At 48.8% G+C, this 15934-nt stretch carries 15 protein-coding genes and 1 riboswitch; of the genes, 4 read left to right on the top strand and 11 right to left on the bottom strand.

Features of this window, described 5'->3' with window-relative positions:
- Positions 1–97: 97 nt before the first annotated feature.
- Together udk and apbC are read right to left on the bottom strand one after the other, a co-directional pair.
- The gene (gene udk, locus PUN32_RS00590) at positions 98–739 is read right to left on the bottom strand and encodes a uridine kinase (RefSeq protein WP_274721279.1); all 642 of its coding nucleotides are present in this window, start codon (positions 737–739) and stop codon (positions 98–100) included.
- A 177-nt stretch (positions 740–916) separates the two neighbouring features.
- Positions 917–1993, bottom strand: a complete 1077-nt coding sequence (apbC, locus tag PUN32_RS00585) for an iron-sulfur cluster carrier protein ApbC (protein ID WP_274721548.1) — start codon at positions 1991–1993, stop codon at positions 917–919.
- 157 nt (positions 1994–2150) lie between these two features.
- Here apbC and metG point away from each other — a divergent pair, with 157 nt between their 5' ends.
- Positions 2151–4202: a methionine--tRNA ligase gene (metG, locus tag PUN32_RS00580; RefSeq protein WP_274721278.1), complete on the top strand. Its 2052-nt coding sequence runs from the start codon at positions 2151–2153 to the stop codon at positions 4200–4202.
- A 334-nt stretch (positions 4203–4536) separates the two neighbouring features.
- Positions 4537–5394: a hypothetical protein gene (locus PUN32_RS00575; protein WP_274721277.1), complete on the top strand. Its 858-nt coding sequence runs from the start codon at positions 4537–4539 to the stop codon at positions 5392–5394.
- Between the two features lie 96 nt (positions 5395–5490).
- Here the strand turns inward: PUN32_RS00575 and udp are convergent, their stop codons facing one another.
- Positions 5491–6252: a uridine phosphorylase gene (gene udp, locus PUN32_RS00570; protein ID WP_274721276.1), complete on the bottom strand. Its 762-nt coding sequence runs from the start codon at positions 6250–6252 to the stop codon at positions 5491–5493.
- A gap of 320 nt (positions 6253–6572) precedes the next feature.
- A complete protein-coding gene (locus tag PUN32_RS00565; RefSeq protein WP_274721275.1) occupies positions 6573–8882 on the bottom strand; it encodes a zinc/cadmium/mercury/lead-transporting ATPase in 2310 nt (769 codons plus the stop codon).
- Between the two features lie 262 nt (positions 8883–9144).
- On the opposite strand from PUN32_RS00565, the gene PUN32_RS00560 reads away from it, so the two are divergent.
- Complete coding sequence (locus PUN32_RS00560; protein ID WP_274721274.1) at positions 9145–10113, top strand: GGDEF domain-containing protein; 969 nt, start codon at positions 9145–9147, stop codon at positions 10111–10113.
- Between the two features lie 13 nt (positions 10114–10126).
- Here PUN32_RS00560 and moaE read toward each other — a convergent pair whose 3' ends face one another.
- From moaE to moaA, 5 genes are all read right to left on the bottom strand, one after another.
- On the bottom strand, positions 10127–10603 hold the full coding sequence (moaE, locus tag PUN32_RS00555; protein ID WP_274721273.1) for a molybdopterin synthase catalytic subunit MoaE: 477 nt from the start codon (positions 10601–10603) through the stop codon (positions 10127–10129).
- Between the two features lies 1 nt (position 10604).
- Positions 10605–10850, bottom strand: a complete 246-nt coding sequence (gene moaD / locus PUN32_RS00550) for a molybdopterin synthase sulfur carrier subunit (RefSeq protein WP_274721272.1) — start codon at positions 10848–10850, stop codon at positions 10605–10607.
- Positions 10847–11326 (bottom strand): cyclic pyranopterin monophosphate synthase MoaC, encoded by a 480-nt coding sequence (gene moaC, locus PUN32_RS00545; RefSeq protein ID WP_274721271.1) that lies wholly within the window; start codon positions 11324–11326, stop codon positions 10847–10849. Before moaC ends, moaD begins: the two co-directional genes overlap by 4 nt.
- 9 nt (positions 11327–11335) lie before the next feature.
- Complete coding sequence (gene moaB / locus PUN32_RS00540) at positions 11336–11848, bottom strand: molybdenum cofactor biosynthesis protein B (protein WP_166014654.1); 513 nt, start codon at positions 11846–11848, stop codon at positions 11336–11338.
- A gap of 59 nt (positions 11849–11907) precedes the next feature.
- Positions 11908–12897: a GTP 3',8-cyclase MoaA gene (gene moaA, locus PUN32_RS00535; RefSeq protein ID WP_274721270.1), complete on the bottom strand. Its 990-nt coding sequence runs from the start codon at positions 12895–12897 to the stop codon at positions 11908–11910.
- Positions 12886–13020: riboswitch (molybdenum cofactor riboswitch) on the bottom strand. It overlaps the preceding gene by 12 nt.
- A gap of 180 nt (positions 13021–13200) precedes the next feature.
- Between moaA and PUN32_RS00530 the strand changes: the two genes are divergently transcribed.
- Positions 13201–14097 carry a YvcK family protein gene (locus tag PUN32_RS00530; RefSeq protein WP_274721269.1) on the top strand — a complete coding sequence of 299 codons (897 nt, stop codon included), beginning with the start codon at positions 13201–13203 and terminating at the stop codon, positions 14095–14097.
- Here PUN32_RS00530 and luxU read toward each other — a convergent pair.
- Together luxU and luxO are read right to left on the bottom strand one after the other, a co-directional pair.
- Positions 14080–14421, bottom strand: coding sequence for a quorum-sensing phosphorelay protein LuxU (gene luxU, locus PUN32_RS00525; RefSeq protein WP_274721268.1), 342 nt, complete (start codon positions 14419–14421; stop codon positions 14080–14082). The genes PUN32_RS00530 and luxU overlap by 18 nt on opposite strands.
- Before the next feature lie 3 nt (positions 14422–14424).
- Entirely contained in the window at positions 14425–15867 is a 1443-nt protein-coding gene (gene luxO, locus PUN32_RS00520) for a quorum-sensing sigma-54 dependent transcriptional regulator LuxO (RefSeq protein ID WP_454892505.1), read from the bottom strand.
- Positions 15868–15934: the final 67 nt, after the last annotated feature.

Here is a 15934-nt window from a genome sequence, read left to right as displayed (position 1 = left end):
CGGCATATCCTTGCTTGACGATAAAAAGAAAGTGGCACCTAACGTGCCACTTCTATTGGGAAAAATAAAGCAAACTGATGTAAAGCTGTGGTAAAAATTACGCTTTCAGCAGTTTGGCGATATGTGCTTTCAGCACATCAATCGCGATCCGGTTTTTACCCCCACGCGGCACAATAATGTCAGCGTATTGTTTCGATGGCTCAATAAATTGCATAAACATTGGGCGCACAGTCTGTTGATACTGCTTGAGTACCGACTCCATCGTACGGCCACGCTCTTGTACATCACGCTTAACACGGCGCAGTAAACAGATATCCAACGGGGTATCCATAAACACGGTCGCATGCATTAAGCTGCGCAGGCGAGGGTCGGTCAGCAGCAAAATACCTTCCAAAATGATCACTTTTTTCGGGGTCATCGTGGTGGTGCTTGCGGTGCGCGTATGCTCAGTATAGCTGTATTCTGGCACTTCAACCGCTTCACCACGGGCCAGCATTTCTAAATGTTGGCACAGTAAATCGTGATCTAAAGCATTCGGATGGTCGTAGTTGGTTTTAACCCGCTCTTCCATGCTCAGATGACTCTGATCTTTATAGTAGCAATCTTCCGTAATCACACCGATTTGATGGTCACCTACTTTGGCGCGCAGCTCGTTATAGATCGTGCTCGCAATGAGACTTTTACCAGAAGCAGAAGCGCCAGCAATACCGACGATGACACATTGATTATTTTCAGACATGGTTTTATGCACCCGAACATGGTTGTGAGGAATGAAGGTAAACCGCCTGATTATAGGGAAACTGTGACCTAGATACCAGTTTGCATTTAGCAAAAACCAGCCAGCCAAGCTTGGATGGATAAGTTTCAGTCAGTGCAACCGATTACATTGACACTGACCCAAATAACCGAGTTCGGCTTAGTTCATCCACTGGATCGCAATCGACTCCGGTTTGGGTTTACCTTGCCAATACAAGGTGGCACATACGCGCTGCGCCAGCGCTAAATAACGCTCAGTATGTTCACTGTCTGGGCGCGCGACCACAGTCGGCACACCGGCATCCAGATCGGCACGCAGATCAATATGCAGCGGGATTTGCGCTAACAGGGATAAACCAAATTCAGCGGCCAGAGTTTGCGCTCCACCAACCCCAAAAATAGACTCTTTTTCACCGCAGTGACTACAGATGTGATAACTCATGTTTTCCACCAGCCCAAGCACTGGCACAGCGACTTTGGCAAACATCGCCGCCCCTTTGCGCGCATCCGCTAGCGCTAAATCCTGCGGCGTGGTGACAATCACCGCGCCAGTGACTGGAATTTGCTGAGCAAGCGTAAGCTGAATATCACCGGTGCCTGGTGGCATATCGATCACCAGATAATCCAAATCTGGCCACTCAGTTTCATTAAGCAGTTGCCCCAGCGCTTTAGAAGCCATTGGCCCGCGCCAAATCGCCGCATCCGCCTCATCAACCAAATAACCAATCGAATGGGTGGCAATCCCGTGGGCGCAGATCGGCTGCATCCATTTATTATCACGCACTTGTGGTTTGGCTTGGGTTTTGCCGAACATCAGGGGTACCGATGGGCCATAAATATCCGCATCCAACAAGCCAACCTTGGCACCCGATTGCGCGATTGCCAATGCTAGGTTAGCGGCCGTGGTCGATTTACCCACCCCACCCTTGCCGGACGTCACTGCGATGATGTTTTTCACTCCGTTGACGGATGTACCAAGCGGGGTGACTAACGCTTTAGGTTGCACTTGAATCTCAAAGGTGATCGGCGCGATTGCTCCACTGGCTTGCTGTTTGAGCAGCCAAGCGTTCAATTGACTAACCAGATCATGCGCCGCAAACGGCAGTTGGATGATAAGTTGTTGATTAGGCGTCACCTTAACCAGCCCGGGAGCCAGCGCCCAGTCACTGATTAAATCAGGATGCGAAAATTGGCTCAGCCATAGGCAGAGATCGTGTTTGGATTGGATGGATAGCATAACTTCCCCTTTTTTACCCATGCTAGCACTGCTTGGCTGTCAACTGAACCCTGAAAAAGATAGGGGAATCAACTGCCGCGCGCCTTGGCGTGACTGCGTGCTTAGGGTAGTATTATCGCTTCAATTTAGTCCCTATCAACAAAAGCGAATATTAAGTATGGCAAACGATCCAAGAAAACTTCTGGTCACTTGTGCCCTGCCTTACGCGAACGGTTCAATCCACCTTGGCCATATGCTTGAGCATATCCAAGCTGACATTTGGGTTCGTTATCAGCGTCTGCGCGGCAATACAGTAAACTTTATCTGTGCCGATGATGCGCACGGTACACCTATCATGCTGAAAGCACAGCAAATGGGTATGACACCAGAAGCGATGATCGAGATGGTGAGCGAAGAGCACCAACGCGATTTTGCTGGCTTCGATATTAGCTTTGATAACTACCACAGCACCCATAGCGATGAAAACCGCGAGCTGGCGTCACACATCTATCTGCAATTGAAAAACAACGGCTTTATTTCTAGCCGCACCATTTCTCAATTGTTTGACCCTGAAAAACAGATGTTCCTACCGGATCGTTTCGTCAAAGGCACCTGCCCGAAATGTAAATCCGAAGATCAGTACGGGGATAACTGTGACGCGTGTGGTGAGACTTACAGCCCAACCGAGCTGATCAATCCTAAATCAGCAGTATCTGGCGCGACGCCAGTGATGAAAGATTCTGAGCACTTCTTCTTTGACCTGCCGCAGTTTGAAAGCATGCTTAAAGAGTGGACCCGCTCAGGATCGCTGCAATCAGAAACCGCCAACAAGATGCAAGAGTGGTTTGAAGGCGGCTTGCAACAGTGGGATATTTCCCGCGATGCACCTTACTTCGGCTTTGAAATTCCGGGCGAGAAAGACAAGTTCTTCTATGTATGGTTGGATGCGCCAATTGGTTACATGGGTTCATTTAAAAACCTGTGTGACAAGCGTGACGATCTCGACTTTAACGAATACTGGAATAAAGACAGCCAAACCGAGCTTTACCACTTCATCGGTAAAGACATCGTTTACTTCCATAGCTTGTTCTGGCCGGCGATGCTTGACGGCTCTGGTTTCCGTAAACCGACCAACGTGTTTGTACACGGTTATGTCACGGTGAATGGCGCGAAAATGTCCAAATCCAAAGGTACGTTTGTCAAAGCCAGCACCTACCTCAACCACTTGGATCCCGAGTGTCTGCGTTATTACTACGCGGCCAAACTCAACAATCGGATTGACGATCTCGATCTGAATCTTGAAGACTTCACCCAGCGCGTCAATGCTGACGTGGTCAACAAGATCGTTAACTTAGCGTCACGTAATGCAGGCTTTATCACCAAACGTTTCGATGGCAAATTGTCAGCTCAATTGGCGGAGCCAGAGCTGTACGCCGAATTTGCTGGCGCAGCCGATCGAATCGCTGCGCTGTTTGAAGCACGTGAGTTTGGTCGTGCCATTCGTGAAATCACCGCACTGGCCGATAAAGCTAACCAATATGTGGATGAAAAAGCCCCTTGGGTAGTGGCCAAGCAGGAAGGCCAAGATCAAGCGCTGCAAGATATTTGTACCATGGGGATTAACTTGTTCCGCGTACTAATGACCTACCTCAAGCCGGTAATGCCAGCGTTGGCACTGCGTACGGAAGCTTTCCTCAACCAAGAGTTAACTTGGGAAAATATCGCGACACCGCTGACCGATCACGCAGTGACCCCATTCAAAGCGCTGTTCAACCGGATCGATCCGAAACAGGTTGAAGCGATGATTGCCGCGTCGAAAGCTGAAGCCGAGGCAGAAAAAGCCGCAGCGGAAGCGGCAAAGCCAAAGAGCGCAGCAACCGAGCTAAGCAAAGATCCTCTCGCGGCAGAAATTGAGTTTGATGATTTCGCCAAAGTCGATCTGCGGATTGCTAAGATCCTTTCTTGTGAAGCGGTCGAAAAATCGGACAAGCTGCTCAAGTTTGAGCTCGATATCGGCGGTGAAACTCGCCAAGTCTTCTCTGGGATTAAATCAGCCTACCAACCAGAAGATTTGATTGGTAAATACACGGTGGTAGTGGCCAACCTTAAACCGCGTAAGATGAAGTTCGGCATGTCGGAAGGCATGATCCTCGCCGCTGGCCCTGGTGGTAGCGACTTGTGGTTGCTTGAACCGCATCAAGGTGCACAAGCAGGTATGCGTGTGATGTAAGCCTTAGGATACCGCTTGCAACATCGAGCGGTTCCGTCATAACCACTAAGCCTTTGCCAAATGCAAAGGCTTTTTTAATGCGGATTTTATAAGTTACGCTGGCAACCTCCTCAGCGATTAGCTATCCGTCCATCACCTGCTAAAACTGAACCTTGCTCACACTTTTTGCGCGTTCTGCACCATTAATGAGCAGCAAAAATCTCATCCAAAAAATAATTCATTGATTTTAAATCATAAAATTCTTGGCATTCAAACTGCACTACTCCATATGTCGCTATGTAATGACTACGTAGCAGATGATCGGCAACCGTGAAATACCGCTTCGGAGGTGACTATGTGGGGAACAATATCACTGCTGATTGGATTGGCGATGCTTGGTGCAATTTACCGCTACGCTCAACCCAAACACTCGGCGCAGCAACGCAAATTCGAGCTGCTGATTGGCCTGCGTGAAATGTTGGCGCTCTGTCGCCAGCATCGTAGCCTGACCCATCAAGCACTCAGTCAATCAGATCGCGATCAAGTCAATCTAAGCGATCTCTCCGCCCTACAACAACGTTGGCTTGCCAAATCGGAGCAACTGATCCAGATCGCTCATTTTGACAACAAGCCGTCGTATCGTATTTTGCAAAATTCACTGCAAGCCGTGCTCAACCAATGGTCACAAGCCACGGTAGGTAAAAACCAACGGCTACACGGCAAATTGATCCGCCACTGCATGTATTTAATGGATGATGTGAGTATGGCTTGGTTAGTGGATGCAGGGCGTGCAGAGCTGCGTGATCAATACCATATGAATTGGCAACAAATTTTTGATGCAATGGAAACCCTGACGCAACTACGTCTGTGTATTGAAGATCTGCCCAATACCGACCAACCAGCCCGAGTCGTGCATTATGGTCAGTTGATGCGACGTAAACTTGAGCAATTGGCGTTGATCAGCCCACTAACACTCAGTTCGCCAGTGGGTAGTGCGGCGATGTGCCAGCTTAACACCATCTGCGATAACGGCCTGTTATTGGACAGCAATGTATTGGATAGTGACGTATTGGATAGCGACGTATTGAATAGTGATGCGCTGTATCAATTAACCAGCGAGATCTCCGCGACCATCGCTCAGGTTTACGATGATATGCTCAATCAGTTAGTGAAAAGCTTATATCAACCTTTGCCACAATTAGTGCTGATTTAGCTATGTGGCTAACGGCGGTCAAAAAGGTAACCCAGCGCCATAACACGGCGCTGGTTTGGTCTCGATGGGAGTTTTAATGCTGAAACTCAGCCATTATTATTGCAGCAAGTGACGCGCTGCTTCGACCACTACTTTAATCGAACGCGCTTCCGTTTCTTTCAGCGTGGCGTGATCTGGGATTTCTTGTTGAGTGCGATTAATGATCACCCCGGCAACACAACCGGCTTGCAAACCTGAGCTGGCACACATGGTCAGCAGCGTCGCGGATTCCATTTCAAAGTTCAATACCCCCATCTGTTGCCACTCTTGCATTGAACCTTGGAAACGCCGCACCACTCGTCCAGTGAAAGTGTCATAACGCTCTTGACCTGGGTAGAAAGTATCAGAAGATGCGGTGATGCCCATATGCACAGCGGCACCACTGGCTTGCGCTGCCGCTTTCATCGCCGTGGCAACCTCAAAATCCGGCACCGCAGGAAATTCCATCGGTGCGAAATGCAAACTAGCACCATCCAAACGTACCGAGCCGGTGGTAACTATCATATCGCCCACGTTAACGTGCGGCTGGATCGCCCCGGTGGTACCGACGCGCAAGAAAGTACGCACGCCTAATTGCGCCAGCTCTTCCACCGCAATCGAGGTTGAAGGGCCACCGATCCCGGTTGAGCACACCACAACCGATTTTCCCGCTAGCTCAGCGCGATATACAGTATATTCACGATGGCTAGCCAGAAACACTGGGTTATCCATTAACTCGGCAATCTTCTGCACTCGAGCCGGATCCCCGGGAATAATCGCTAAGGTGGCCCCGTTTAAATCAGCGTCAGTGACGCCAAGGTGGAATACAGTTTTGGTCATAACAGGCTCCTGCTCTTGCATTTATTCAGCATATTGATCATTAGGGTACTCAGTCACTTTAGTCGATAGATGCCAGTAAATAAGCGAACTCAGTCATACTACGCAGGGCAATAATCAATTGGATTGCACGGTTAATCGATTTGCATCACACATGACTGTTCGTTATCGGAGGATTTCACCCAACACCATAACAAGCGATGAGACTCATCCTGCTAAGCATAGGTCAGCATCAGCTATCACCCACCATTATTATTTGCCCAATGATGGTGAGTGATTAATGCCCTGAGTACCAATAGAAATCCCTTCGCTACGCGCCCGATTTAAACCGAACGCTGACCAAATTTGAGCAGCCGTAACGCATTCAGTGTCACCAGTGCAGTGGCCCCACTGTCGGCCAATACTGCCATCCATAATCCCGTCATACCAATCAGGCTGGTCACTAAAAACACCGATTTTAGCCCTAGCGCTAAGATGACATTTTGCCGAATGATCGCCAGAGTGGCGCGTGATAGCTCAACCATGCCAGCCAGCTCCAGCAGCCGATTATGCGTCAGTGCCGCATCTGCCGTTTCCAGCGCCACATCCGTGCCACCACCCATCGCGATGCCGATACTGGCCTGTTTCATCGCGGGTGCATCGTTGATACCATCGCCAACCATCGCAACGCGCTGAGTTTGCGCTAATTGTTCGATATAACTAACTTTATCTTGCGGTAATAATCCGGCTCGAAAATCGATGTTCAGTTGCTGGCTGATCGCAGCAGCGCTGCGCTGATTATCCCCAGTCAGCATCAACGCTTTGATCCCGATCCGTTGCAACGCTTCAATCGCGGCGCGTGCATCATCACGTAAAATATCTTGCCAAGCGATCACGCCGACCACTTGCTGATTGTCCAGCATCACCACTACGGTTTTGCCTTGTGCTTCTAAACCGCTGACTTGCTCAGCAACCGCTGGCGGCAACTCAACCTCAACCCGATTAGGAGCGAGGATGTGATAAGTGATACCGGCAATCTCTCCACTGATCCCACGCCCAGCCAAGGCAGTTTTTTCATGCGCTTCGGGAAGTACGAGCTGCTCAGCTTGTGCTTTGGCGACTAATGATCTCGCCAGTGGATGATGTGAACCCATCTCGATCGCAGCCGCTCTCGCCAATAAGGTGAGTCCATCCCAACCTTGGTAGGGAATAAGGTCAGTGACTTGTGGTTTACCTTCAGTCAAGGTGCCGGTTTTATCAAAGGCTATAGTTTCAATTTTGCCTAACTGCTCTAATGCCGCGCCACCTTTGATCAAAGCACCTCGACGGGCTGCAGCGGCTAAGCCAGAAGTAATTGCTGCAGGAGTTGAAATCACTAATGCACACGGACAAGCGATCAGCAACAGCGCTAAGCCACGATAAATCCATGTTTGCCAATCCGCACCAAATGCTAATGGCGGGATGATGATCACTACGATTGCCACCATCATCATTAGTGGTGTGTACCAACGGCTGAATTTATCCAAGAAGCGTTCAAGCGGTGCTTTGCGTGATTCCGCTTGTTCAATCAGGTGTAGGATGCGATCGATGGCATTCTCACCTTGGCGAGAAATAATTTCGACCTGCACCACTTTATCGACCACCACACACCCAGCAGAAACGCGAGCGCCAACTGTAAGTTCTACGGGGAGAGATTCACCGGTCAGCGCACTATTATCCAAACTTGCTGCCGCCAGAAGTTGTCCGTCTGCGGGTAAGCGAGCTCCGGGTGCGACTTCAATCACATCGCCGGGCTGCAACTGCTCCGCAGGCACAGAGACACGTTGACCATTTTCAATTCTCAATGCGGTTTCAGGCACTAGCGCCATCAAAGCCTGCACGCCACTGCGTGCTCGTGACGCGGCATACGCTTCTAACCGTTCACCAATTAAAAACAGTAGCAGCACCATCGCCGCTTCTAAGGTTTCACCAAGATATAACGCGCCGATAGCCGCCACTGACATTAAGGTCTCAATCGAGAAAGGAGAACCCGATTTTGCCAAACGCCAAGCTTGTTGAATAATGGGCAGCAAACCCAAAAGACAGGTAATAGTGAAAATCCAACGGCTGATTTCAGCGGAATTGACTAACACACCCACAGCCATCAGGGCAGCAATGCCGATGATTCGTGCATTTTCACTTTGCCAGAAAGGAGATTGAGTCTGTTCGGAGTTAGAAGCCGCCGCACCCGATGAACTTAAAGTGAAGCCGCTATTGATAACCGCTTGTTCGATGCTTAACGCGGTTGTTTGTTGATTAAAGCCCACCACCAACTTCTGTGTGGCGAAGGTTACTTGCACCTGAGCAACATCACTCAGTTGTTTGACCGCTTTTTCAATTTTTTGTGCGCAGGAGGGACAATCCATCCCTGCGATATACCAACTCTGCTGATAACGCGATGCTGATTCTTCGCTTCGATGTTGCTCGGACTCATCTTCCAATGGTGAACCACCGCCGCTATCCACAGTGCTGCAACAGCCATCACCATCACACACCGCGGCTACTCCCGCAGCACGAATGGTCACGATTTTCGGGCTTCCCGAACAGCTAGTGTGATGAGTTGGCGTTGGTTGAGTTAACGATTTTGAACGACACGCATGGTGTTTAGCACACATATTTCATCTCCTTTTTATAGTCTGCTGTCAGCTTACACCTTGGAGTTAACTTTAAGGTCAAGCAGATTTTTCACTCTATTGATAAAATAATGCTCGCCAATCGCTGAAGCACGAGCTTTACGCGGCCATTTTTAACCGGATAAGAACATCACTCTTTGGTTTAGTGATTTATCGGTAAAAAGTCATGCTCACCCCGTATCGGGGCGCAGCAAAATCATCTATAAATAGAAGAATACCTATTCATTCAACAGGCATTAAGTTGATGACTTCTATTTTATCCACCATGATCATTGCCAATCCAAAAATCCTGCAGTTTATTTTCCAATCATTACCCGAGCCAATTTTTCTGTTGAATAGACAGGGCGTTTATCTGGAAGTGTATGGTGGATCAGACAGCAATCGTCACCACAATCCGGCTAACCTGATCGGCTTAAACCTGTATGATGTGCTACCAGTGGCGCAAGCGACTCAATTTTTGAGTGTGATTGAACAAGCGATTGATCAAAATTGTGCCAAAGAGCTAGAGTATGAAATCGATCCGACCCAACTGGCGTATTTTAATCTTGCCCTTGGCCCAATCGAAAAACAGTATTTTTCAGCCCTGATCATCCCATTACCCGGTACTGAAATGGTACTTTGGATCATCCGTAATATTTCCAATTACAAACGCTCAGTGGAAAAACTGGCTCAGCATCAATTAAAACTGGAACACTTGACCCATATCGATCACCTGACTCAAGTGTATAACCGCTACGCGATGGATTATTTACTGCCACAAGCACTGGATACCGCGCGCCAAGATAACCTGAGTGCTGCGCTGTTGATGATCGATATTGATTGTTTTAAAGAGTACAACGATGAATATGGCCATCTGCAAGGTGATGAGGTGCTACGCCAAATCAGCCAAACGCTACAACGTTGGAAATCGGAAGGTGAGCTTTGCTTTCGCTATGGTGGAGATGAATTTTTAATTTTTATGACCAATGTCAGTGCCGAGCAGTGTCAGCAGCGCACCAAACAGTTGATGCTGATGGTGACCGAGCTGAATATCAAACATTCAAGATCCAGAGTGTCAGATCATGTCACCATCACTATCGGCATCCGCCACAGTGATCAGTTAGAGCCAGATGTCACCACTGAAAAACTGGTGGCGGTCGCCGACCAAGCGCTGTTTTATGCCAAGCATCATCAACGCGGCACTGTGCACATTTTAAGCAGTGCTATCATTTGAGTAGCGCAATCATTTAACGCGGAGGCGTCGATACGTCACTTTCCCAACGCTGCATCGCTTGTTGATCACTCGCGCGCGAGTCAATCCAGCGACTCTGTTCGGTGGTCAACTCTTTTTTCCAAAATGGGGCCCGCGTTTTCAAATAATCCATGATGAATTCACACGCGGCAAAGGCGGCATTACGGTGGGCACTGGTGACCCCAACAAACACAATTTGGTCACCGCTGAGCATATCACCAATCCGATGGATAACGCGCACGCGCTGTAACGGCCAACGCGCTTGGGCTAAATCGCAAATCTCCAATAAGGCTTTTTCGGTCATGCCTGGATAGTGTTCAAGATGTAAACCAAGCACATTATCCCCTAAGTTCATATCCCGCACTTTACCGACAAACGTCACTACTGCACCGGCTTGAGTGCCCTGCGCCAACGCTTGGTATTCATCCGCTACCGAAAAATCTGCGCTTTGTACTGCAACCCGATTGTCCATGTTAACCTCCCGTCACCGGTGGGAAAAAAGCCACCTCATCGCCCGCGTGCAGCGGAGTGTCAAACGGCACTATCGCTTGATTGACTGCGGCCAATAGCTTACCCGGTTGTAACGCGATATCCCATTTGCCAGGTTGTTGCGCCAAATGCTGTCGCAACGCTTCGACGCTGGCGAATGGTTGCTCAACCAGCATACTCTCGCACGCCACCAACTCACGGGTTTGGGCAAAAAACAACACGGTAATCATGCATTCACCTTAAAGTGTCCAGACTTACCGCCCGATTTTTCCAGCAAACGCACCTGCTCAATCACAATATCTTTTTGTACCGCTTTACACATATCGTAAATGGTCAGCGCCGCCACTGATGCAGCGGTCAACGCTTCCATCTCTACCCCAGTTTTACCGCTCAGTTTACACAGCGCTTCAATACGCACACTGTTTTTTTCCGGCAGTGCTTCTAACTGTACTTCCACTTTGGACAGTAGCAGAGGGTGGCAGAGTGGGATCAGTTCCCATGTCCGTTTGGCGGCTTGAATGCCAGCGATGCGTGCGGTGGCAAACACATCACCTTTATGATGCTGACCGGACAGGATCAGTTGCAGCGTTGCAGGTGCCATGCGTACATACGCTTCGGCGCGCGCTTCGCGTACGCTATCAGCTTTGTTTGAGACATCGACCATATTGGCTTGGCCGGCCGCATTGATGTGAGTCAGTTGGCTCATTAAATCCCCTTACACCGTCAAGTGCGGCATAAAGTTACATGGACGGTGCGCAGCATCCAACTGCTGTTGAATAATCTTAGTCCAGCCAGTCCGGCACGCTCCAGTCGAACCGGGCATCGCAAAAATCACGGTATGGTTAGCAAAACCGGCCACTGCACGCGACTGGATGGTCGAAGTACCAATTTCTTCATAAGAGACCATGCGGAATAGCTCACCAAAACCTTCCACTTCTTTATCAAACAGTGGCTTAAGCGCTTCAGGCGTGCTATCGCGCGAAGTAAATCCGGTTCCACCCGTGATCAAAATCGCTTGAATCGTCGGCTCTGCAATCCACTGTGACACCACGGCGCGGATTTGGTACATATCGTCAATCACAATCTGTTTATCGGCCAGTTTATGCCCAGCCAGTTGTAACTGCTCGGCCAAATAACCGCCAGAAGTATCATTCTCTTCAGTACGCGTATCGGATACCGTCAGTACCGCAATATTTGCGGCTTGAAATTTGCTTACTGCATGGCCCATAAGTTCACCTTTTCGAAATAGTTAAGCCTCGCGCGCGAGGCTAAGTAATAATTAGCCGCTCAACCACCAATCGATGCCAAATGTGGCGTCATTCCCACTTTGCCATCTTGCAAAAAGTGGGTTTGGGCTTTGTTGTGCAACTGAGTTTGAATACGTTCAATTAATGCAACTTGCTGTTGATCGTGCTGCAGCAGATCGCGTAACTCAATGCCTTGTTCGCCAAATAGGCAAAGATGCAGCTTACCTTGCGCCGAAACACGCAAGCGATTACAACTGCTGCAGAAATCTTTCTCATAAGGCATGATCAAGCCGATTTCACCAAGATAATCCGCATGGATAAACACTTGCGCCGGACCATCGTTATCGGCGCGCACTTTACGCTGCCAACCGTTGTTGATCAGATAGTCGCGTATCGCGGCACCAGACAAATGATGACGGGCAAATAAGTCGTTCATCTCACCGGTTTGCATCAGCTCAATAAAACGCAGTTGAATCGCACGCGTTTTAATCCACGCCATAAATTTAGGCAGTTCAAGATGGTTAAGATCTTTCATCAGCACCACGTTAACTTTGACTTGTGCAAAGCCAACCTCAAAAGCGCGATCAATTCCCGCCATCACTTGTTGGAAACGGTTTTCACCAGTGATTTGCGCGAACATGCGTGGATCTAAACTGTCGACACTGACATTGAGTTGAGTAAGCCCAGCCTCTCGCCACTCGCCGATCTGTTTGGCTAAACGATAACCATTGGTGGTGGTGGCGACTTTTTTAATGCCGGGTGTAGCGGCGATGGTTTGGATGATTTGACTAAAATCTTTACGCAGCGATGGCTCACCACCAGTGATGCGGACTTTTGAAGTACCACACTCAGCAAAAGCATTCACCACCCGCTGGATTTCAGCGACACGCAAAAAAGAGTTAGCGTTACCCGCTGCTGGTCGGTAACCATCAGGTAAGCAATAGGTACATTTGAAATTACAAACGTCAGTGATCGAGAGACGTAAATAATAAAATTTACGTTGAAATCTGTCTTCGAATTGTTGCGCCACGGAACACCTTTCCAAATACGGGAGGCATCGTCATTTCTCACCATGCCCTTGTGACCTTCCGTCACTGGCTTATAACGCATATTTAAAAAACTTAGCGCGATAAGCTCGGAGTTACGGCCAAGCAGAGTGATGTTTCCAACCTCTTAGCTCTGGCTGCTGCGGGTAAAATACTCAATAATCTGCCGCGATGCTACCTCTCTCCCTAAAAAAGGGGCGCTAACAATAAATTTAGCCCTAAATGGGTATCTAATCTGGATCAACTTGGTTAAATTGCTGCTCAGCAGCCAAAATAAGCAGGATCCTATGTCTCTCTATCAAAGCAAAAAAGTAGTGGCCATCGGCGGTGGTCACGGTCTTGGCCGGATGCTAGCGGCACTGAAAGTGTTTGGCTCCAATGCCACCGGTATCGTCACCACCACCGATAATGGCGGCTCAACTGGCCGAATTCGTCACTGCCAAGGAGGAATTGCTTGGGGTGATACGCGTAACTGCATCAATCAGTTAATTACTGAGCCCTCGATCAGTTCGATGATGTTTGAGTATCGCTTTAAAGGCACAGGCGAGCTGAATGGGCATAATTTGGGCAATTTAATGCTCACCGCATTAGATAATCTCTCGGTGCGACCGCTGGATGCCATCAATCTGATCCGCAATATGCTTAAGGTTGATGTCAATATTTTACCAATGTCTGAGCACCCATCGGATCTGGCCGCGTTAGCACTAGATGGCAAATGGGTCACCGGTGAAACTAGCGTAGATGAAATGGCGCAAGATTTACGCCGCCTCGATTTAGCCCCAGAAGTGCCCGCTACCAAAGAGGCGATCTCTGCAATTCAACAAGCAGATTGTGTGATTTTAGGCCCGGGTAGCTTTTTAACCAGTGTGATGCCGCCGCTACTGCTTCCTGAGTTGGGTAAAGCAATTGCTCGTAATCCGGCGGCCACGGTCATTTTTGTCGAAAACTTGTCACCAGAACATGGTCCTGCGGGCAGAATGAGCCTAGAGCAAAAATTGGAATGGTGCGAAAGAGCCTGTCTAGGCCGCAAAATTGATGTGGTGTTGGGTCATCATCCTCATCCCGATTTACAACAGCGTTGGAATTTTGTGACCCGTGATTTGGCTTCTGCCAACCGTGACTGGCGTCATGATCGGCAAAAACTGAGACAAGCGATTGAAGAGCAATTAATCAACCAGTTGTAAATATCGTTGGTGGGTTTGGTCCAGCAGTTCCAGCATCTGTTCCACTTCATAGGCGAGATCAAACGTCAGATCAGTGTGAGCAAGGCGGTCTAATTCGATCGCCTTACCGCGTAAGCGCTCCGCGCCAAAACTGGCGGCGCTGCTTTTCAGCGCGTGGCTGATCTCTTGCAGGTATTCACGCTGATTCGCGTGCGGCTCACTACGCAGGCGGCGTTGATAGTCGTTTAATTCATCAACAAAAATGTTGAGTAACAGCGGAATATTTTCCGCACCGATCTCTTTGGCTAATACATCGATTTGACTTTGATTAATCCATTCTCTCATCACTTAGCGCTCCTGCTCTTTTGCGGTAACTTTATCTTTTACTGTGACTTTCTCTGTCGCTTGTTCATTCCAAGTTTGCAGCTTACGATAAATGGTCGATGGGCTGACGGCTAAATAACTGGCGGCGCGCGGAATATTACCATCACAAGCGGCAATCGCTTGCTCAATCGCTTGTTTTTCCGTGACCCATAACGGAAAAATTTCATGTACTGAGATTACATGCTGTTGATCTAGTTTAATTTCTTCACGTAAATGCGGTACCGAAGGGTGATTAAGCGGAGGAGGCAACATATTAAGGGTTATTTCACATCCCTCATTCAGCACCACCACATTGCGCAATACGTTTTGTAATTGGCGCACATTACCTGGCCATTCGTAGCGACGAAAACGCTCCACCACTTCGGCCGACAAACGCACAAAATCTTTGCCTTCCTCTTTGGACATAAAACCCAGCAAAGAATAGGCAATCTCAATCACATCATCACCGCGCTCACGCAGTGAGGGCAAATGCAGCGGGATCACGTATAAACGGTAGTATAAGTCTTCCCGAAAACGCCCAGCTTGCACTTCTTTCCAAGGATCGCGGTTGGTGGCGCACACAAAACGCACATCCACGCTTTTCATTTTTGACGAGCCAACTTTTTGGAATGTGCCAGTTTGAATAAAGCGCAGTAATTTGGTCTGCAACTCTAAATCCATTTCACACAGCTCATCCAAAAACAGCGTTCCACCATCAGCCGCTTCGGCGGCACCTTGCCGTTCGCTGGCTGCTCCAGTGAACGCGCCTTTTACGTGGCCAAATAGCTCACTTTCAATCAAATCTTTCGGGATCGCCGCACAGTTAATCGCTATAAACGGTTTTTCACCCCGTTTACTGGCAGCATGAATGGCTTCCGCACAAACCTCTTTACCGGTACCACTTTCACCGGTAATGAAAATGCTCGCTTTGCTACTCGCGGCGGAATCAATCGTGCGATACACCGCTTGCATTGTTTGGCTACTACCAATAAAACCTTGATAAGTATGATTGTTGTTATCAAGGTCGTTTTTAAGCTTTGAGGCTTTACGAATCGCGTTATTGACCGTGACCCGCAAGCGATCCGCTTCACAAGGTTTGATCAAAAAATCTTGCGCACCGTAGCGCATCGCTTCCACAGCGCTGTCAATCGAACCATGCGCGGTCATAAACACGATCGGTACATCAGGGGCTTTTTGCTTAACCGCATGCAACACATCCATGCCAGTCATATCCGGCAGACGTAAATCAAGCAGAATCAAGTCAGGCTCGCGGTGTGCAATGCTCGCAATCGCATCACGCCCAGTTCCCACAATATTGATATCGATATTTAGCGGTGCGAGAAAAGAGCGATACAGCGCCGCAATCGACGCGGTATCTTCGACCATTAATAGATACTTCACCGGCGGCAAAGAGGGGTTGTGTTGCATAGCCTAGCCATTATTGTTTTGCATTTTGCGGTAATATTGCATTTGCGCTTGCATTTTACAAATTTGA

Source organism: Vibrio chanodichtyis (genome assembly GCF_028863985.1).
In the GTDB taxonomy this organism is placed as follows: Bacteria; Pseudomonadota; Gammaproteobacteria; order Enterobacterales; family Vibrionaceae; genus Vibrio; species Vibrio chanodichtyis.
Note: the sequence above shows the minus strand (reverse complement) of the source record. Positions and strands in the feature narration are given on the sequence as shown.